Source organism: Ensifer sp. SSB1 (assembly GCF_016652895.1).
Lineage (GTDB): Bacteria > Pseudomonadota > Alphaproteobacteria > Rhizobiales > Rhizobiaceae > Ensifer.
On sequence record NZ_JAEPRP010000049.1, the window covers coordinates 1 to 5139 of the forward strand.

The window sequence follows — 5139 nt, forward strand, 5'->3', positions numbered from 1 at the left end:
CGAGATCTCGGAAATGCCGGCGGACACGCAGATGGGCATGGTCGAGGTGTTCAAGAGCTGGGGCTTCCCGGTCAATCCGCTGATGCAGCGCCTCTCCTCGGCTGATGCGCTGCTCGAGCATTACCACCACATCGAGCGGGAACGGCCGGATCTCGACTACGACATCGATGGCGTCGTCTACAAGGTCGACCGGCTCGACCTGCAGGCGCGCCTCGGCTTCCGCTCGCGCTCGCCGCGCTGGGCGACGGCGCACAAGTTTCCGGCCGAGCAGGCCTTTACCCGGCTGACGGCGATCGACATCCAGGTCGGCCGCACCGGCGCGCTGACGCCGGTGGCACGGCTCGAGCCGATCACGGTCGGCGGCGTCGTCGTCACCAATGCGACGCTGCACAACGAGGATTACATCAAGGGTCTCGGCAATTCGGGCGAGCCGATCCGCGAGGGCAGGGACATCCGCATCGGCGACATGGTGATCGTCCAGCGTGCCGGCGACGTCATCCCGCAGATCGTCGATGTCGTGATGGACGAGCGCAAGGAAGGCTCCGAGCCCTATCGTTTCCCGACCACATGCCCCGTCTGCGGCAGCCATGCGGTGCGCGACATCAACGAGAAGACCGGCAAGGTGGATGCGGTACGCCGCTGCACCGGCGGCTTCGTCTGCCGCGCCCAGGCGGTCGAGCACCTGAAGCATTTCGTTTCGCGCAATGCCTATGACATCGAGGGCCTCGGCTCCAAGCAGATCGAGTTCTTCTTCGAAAGCGAGGACCCGACGCTTTCGATCCGCACGGCGCCGGATATCTTCACGCTGGAGAGGCGCCAGGAGGCGTCGTCGCTCACCAAGCTTGAGAACATCGACGGCTTCGGCCGCGTCAGCGTGCGCAAGCTCTATGACGCGATCAATACGCGCCGCTCCATCGCACTTCACCGCTTCATCTACGCGCTCGGCATCCGCCATGTGGGCGAGACGACGGCGAAGCTGCTGGCGCGTTCCTACGGCAACTACGAGCATTTCGGCACGGCGATGAGCGAGGCTTCGACCTTCACCGGTGACGCCTGGAACGAGCTGAACAGCATCGACGGCATCGGCGAGGTCGTCGCCCGTGCCATCGTCGAGTTCTACAAGGAACCGCGCAACCTCGAGGTGGTCACCCGGCTGCTCTCCGAGGTAACGCCGGAGGCGGCGGAAGCGCCGGTCGCGAGCGACAGCCCGGTTGCAGGCAAAACGGTGGTCTTCACCGGCTCGCTCGAAAAGATGACGCGCGACGAGGCCAAGGCCAAGGCCGAAAGCCTGGGCGCCAAGGTGGCAGGTTCGGTATCGAAAAAGACCGACATCGTCGTTGCAGGCCCCGGCGCCGGCTCCAAGCTCGACAAGGCCCGCGAACTCGGCGTCCAGACCATGGACGAAGACGAGTGGCTGGTGCTGATCGGCGGGTGATCCCGCCGATCCGTGTTGTCGTCAGGCCCGCTTGGTATCGTAGGCTTCTGACGCAGCCTTCAGGGCGGCGATATCGTCGGCGCAGATGAAGCGACGCAGCGCATCGAATTTCGGCTTGTCCCACCGGTAGATGCCGAGTGCGAGCAGCGTCTCGACATCGGCCGCGGGGAAACGCTGGCGGACGGGGCGAGCAGGGTTTCCGGCAACGATGGTATAGGGCGCCACATCCTTCGTCACGATGGCGCCCGATGCGACGACGGCGCCTTCACCAAGGGTGACGCCCGGCATGATCATGGCGCGCATGCCGATCCAGGCGCCGTCGCCGATGATGGTGTCGCCCTTGCCGATATAGGCTTCGCCGATCACGTCGAGGAAGGGATAGAGGCTCACCCAATCGGTGCGATGGGTGTGGTTGCCGCCCATGAGGATCACGGCCTCGGCGCCAATCGCGACATAGTCGCCGATCCGCAGCTGGTCGATCGGCCATTGCGGCTCCCAGGCCTTGAGGCTGTAGTCGTCACCATAGAGGTAACGAACGACGCTCTCCTCGAAGGATCCGGTCCAGGCGTTGCTGTAGTAGCTGTTGGTGCCGTGCACATGGATGTTCGGGTTGCGCACGGTCTCGTGCAAAAGCTCGACCTTGGACCAGTGCTTGGCTTCGACCTTCGTGGACATGGGATTCCTCATTCTCAATGCTGCAAGCGAAGCTGCGCGGCGCTCGCCATTCGTATCCCGTCCCAACTATCGGATTTACCGGCCGCTTTCTTCTCAAATCGGGCGCCGACCGGAAGCTTTGGCCGGCACTGCGATCATTCCATCACACAAAAACGCCCGCCGCTTTCGGCGGCAGGCGCAAGGTTCGGGGCGCTGCCTGGGATCAGGAGGCCTGCTGCTGGGCTGCTTCCTGGTCCATCCACATGAACTCCCAGACGTGGCCGTCGAGGTCCTGGAAGGAGATGCCGTACATGAAGCCGTAGTCGAGCGCCGGCTTCCACGGCTTGGCACCGGCGGCAAGCGCCTTGGCCAGCATGTCGTCGCATTCGGCGCGGCTCGCCGCAGAAAGGGCGGTGATGACCTCGGTGCCTTTCCTTGCGTCGCTGATCTCGCCGGTGATGAAGTCGCGGAACTTCGGCTCGGTCAAAAGCATGACGAAAATATTGTCCGAGATCACGGTGCAAGCGGCCGTGTCGTCGGAGAACTGCTCGTTGAAGGTGAAGCCGAGCGCGGCGAAGAATGCACGCGAAGCCTTCAGATCCTTGACCGGCAGGTTTACGAAAATCATGCGCATGAAATGCTCCTTGGTATGGATTTGTGTTTTACGCTTCGGGTCATTTCACGCCATCCGTGAAAGAACCCAATTCCTGGAAATTGCTCAATTCCGGGGGAGAGCCGTCTCATGGCTCTCCTGGAACTGTCCTAAGGACGAATGCCGGTCGACGATCCCGACATCGGCTCAAAGATTTTTTTGAACCGGGCTGATGTGGGGCGCAACCGGAGGTTTTCAAGGACGAGCCGACCAAGGCCGCCGGCGAGATGTGTTGCAGACCGATGCGATCGTCGCGCTTCTCGCCGGTGGTGCCTGATGCGAACTCCGGTCAGCTTGCAACGATCGCGTGTCTCGGTGCGCGCACGGTCGCGATCGCGACGATTGCGGCGAGGATGTTGGCTGCGGCTCCCGCGAGGATAGGCAGTGTATAGCTGTGGCTGAAATCGAAGGCGAAACCGGCGGCGCTTGGGCCGATGAGCGTGCCGATCGCGACGCTGGTGTAGAGCGCGCCGATGATGCCGCTGACATGGCGCCCGCCGAAATAGTCCATGACCACGGCCGGTAGGATGGCGACCCAGCCGCCGTAGAAGACCCCGAAGACCAGCGCGAAGATGGCGAGCGGCCAGAAGCTGCCTGCAAAGGCCCAGATAAAGAGCGAGGCGGCCATGCCGGCAAACATGGCGACGAGGAAGACCTGTCGCCCCATGCGGTCGGCGAGGCTGCCGAGCAGGAAGCGCCCGAGCGTGCTGCCGATGCCGATGGTGCCGAGCAGGAGGACTGCGGAAGCCTGATCCAGGCCGTGGTCGAGTGCATAGGGCACCAGATGCACGAAGGGGACGAAGACGCCGAAGGCTGCGAGCAGGCAGGCGGCGTAAAGGCCGATGAACTGCGAGGTTCGGACGGCCTCGGCGACCGTCGCTCCCGAGGCGGGTTTTGCCGTGGCACGCGTGTCGACGGTGGTCCCGTCGGGACCGGTGCCGCGGTCGCGCGGATCGTTGACGAGCAGGGCGGACATAGCGACGCCGACCAGGGCTGCGAGCAAGCCGAGGACGAGATAGGCGTCTCGCCAGCCGAGGCAAGCGATCAGCCAGGTGGCGACTGGCGGCATGACCAGGGTTCCGACGCCGATGCCGCTCACCGCAAGGCCGGACGCAAGGCCGCGGCGCGCCACGAACCAGCGCTGCACCGTGCCAATCGCCGGCACATAGGCGAGGCCGACACCAAGACCGATGCCGATGCTGTAGGCGGCGTAGACCTCGACGATGCTGCGAGCCTGGCTGGCAAGGGCAAGGCCGATGCCGACGAAGAGCATGCCGAGCATGGCAAGCCGCCGCGCGCCAAAGCGGTCGGCAAGCGGGCCTGAGACGATGCCGAGCCCGAAATAGAGGAAGCCTGCGAGTGAGAAGACGAGCGCCACCGAGCCGCGCGAGGCGCCGAGATCGCGCTGCAGCGGCTCGACAAAGGCGCTGAAGGTATAGGCGCTGCCGAAGCCCACGAAGGTGATGCTGAAGGCGGCAGCGACCACCGCCCAGCCATAGAAGACGCTGTCGTTTCGCGCATGAGGCTGCATTTCAAATCCCCGGATGTCTGTGGTGCCAGAATGTGGCGGCCTGAAAGGCGGCGCCGCCGCGCACGAGGGTCGCCTCCTTATGGTGCCCGGCCACAAGCTGCAGCCCGATCGGCATGCCGGCGTCGCTGAATCCGCCGGGCAAGGTGAGCGTCGGGTGCCCGCTCATGTCGAACGGGCAGGTGTAGCGCTGCAGCATGGTAATCAGCTCCGGTTGCTCGCCAAGCGTCGCGACGGTTTTCAGCGTCAGTGGCGCAAAGGGCTGAACCGGCGTCAGCAGCAGGTCGATCGACGAAAACAGCGCATCGACCTCGCCGCGAAACGCCGCGCGCCTGAGCAGGATCTTCTGATAGTCGGTGCCGGTGAGGTTCTGTCCGGCTTCGATGACGCCGGCCAGAACCGGACCATACTGATGCCTGTGCGCGGCAAAGCTTGCCTCATGGGCAACGGCTGCCTCGATCGCACAATTGGGCACCCAGTCGGCGACGATTCGGGTGACATCGGGAAACCGGACTTCGACGATCTCGGCGCCCAGATCGGCAAACACGGCGAGTGCCGCAGCCAGCGCGGCCCGTGTTTGCGGATCGACATCGGCACTGTTCCAGGCGGGGTCGATACCGATCCGCAGTCCTTGTCCACCGATCCTGGCGGCAGCGGAGTAATCCGGGACCGGATCGAGGAGCGCGGTCGGGTCGCGCGGGTCGGAGCCGGCAATTGCGGCGAGCATGGCAGCCGCATCGACGGTGCTGCGCGCCATGGTGCCCACATGATCGAGCGAGGGGGCGAGGGCGAAGCTGCCGTGTCGGCTGATGCGACCCCAGCTGGGCTTCAGGCCGGTCACGCCGGTTGCCGCCGACGGCCAGCGGATGG

General features: G+C 64.7%; 5 protein-coding genes. 1 reads left to right on the forward strand and 4 read right to left on the reverse strand.

Features of this window, described 5'->3' with window-relative positions; genetic code table 11:
• Nucleotides 1–1435: NAD-dependent DNA ligase LigA (ligA, locus tag I8N66_RS14340; RefSeq protein ID WP_291154631.1), on the forward strand; the 1435-nt coding region annotated here is incomplete at its 5' end.
• A gap of 21 nt (nucleotides 1436–1456) precedes the next feature.
• On the opposite strand, the gene I8N66_RS14345 is transcribed toward ligA, so the two are convergent.
• The 4 genes from I8N66_RS14345 to I8N66_RS14360 all read right to left on the reverse strand — a co-directional run.
• Entirely contained in the window at nucleotides 1457–2110 is a 654-nt protein-coding gene (locus tag I8N66_RS14345; RefSeq protein ID WP_113540708.1) for a CatB-related O-acetyltransferase, read from the reverse strand.
• 202 nt (nucleotides 2111–2312) lie between these two features.
• Nucleotides 2313–2723 carry a VOC family protein gene (locus I8N66_RS14350; protein ID WP_113540707.1) on the reverse strand — a complete coding sequence of 137 codons (411 nt, stop codon included), beginning with the start codon at nucleotides 2721–2723 and terminating at the stop codon, nucleotides 2313–2315.
• A gap of 307 nt (nucleotides 2724–3030) precedes the next feature.
• Entirely contained in the window at nucleotides 3031–4272 is a 1242-nt protein-coding gene (locus tag I8N66_RS14355) for an MFS transporter (RefSeq protein WP_113540706.1), read from the reverse strand.
• Nucleotide 4273: 1 nt separating this feature from the next.
• Nucleotides 4274–5139 (reverse strand): amidase (locus tag I8N66_RS14360; protein ID WP_291154635.1); only part of this gene is annotated, 866 nt, incomplete at its 5' end.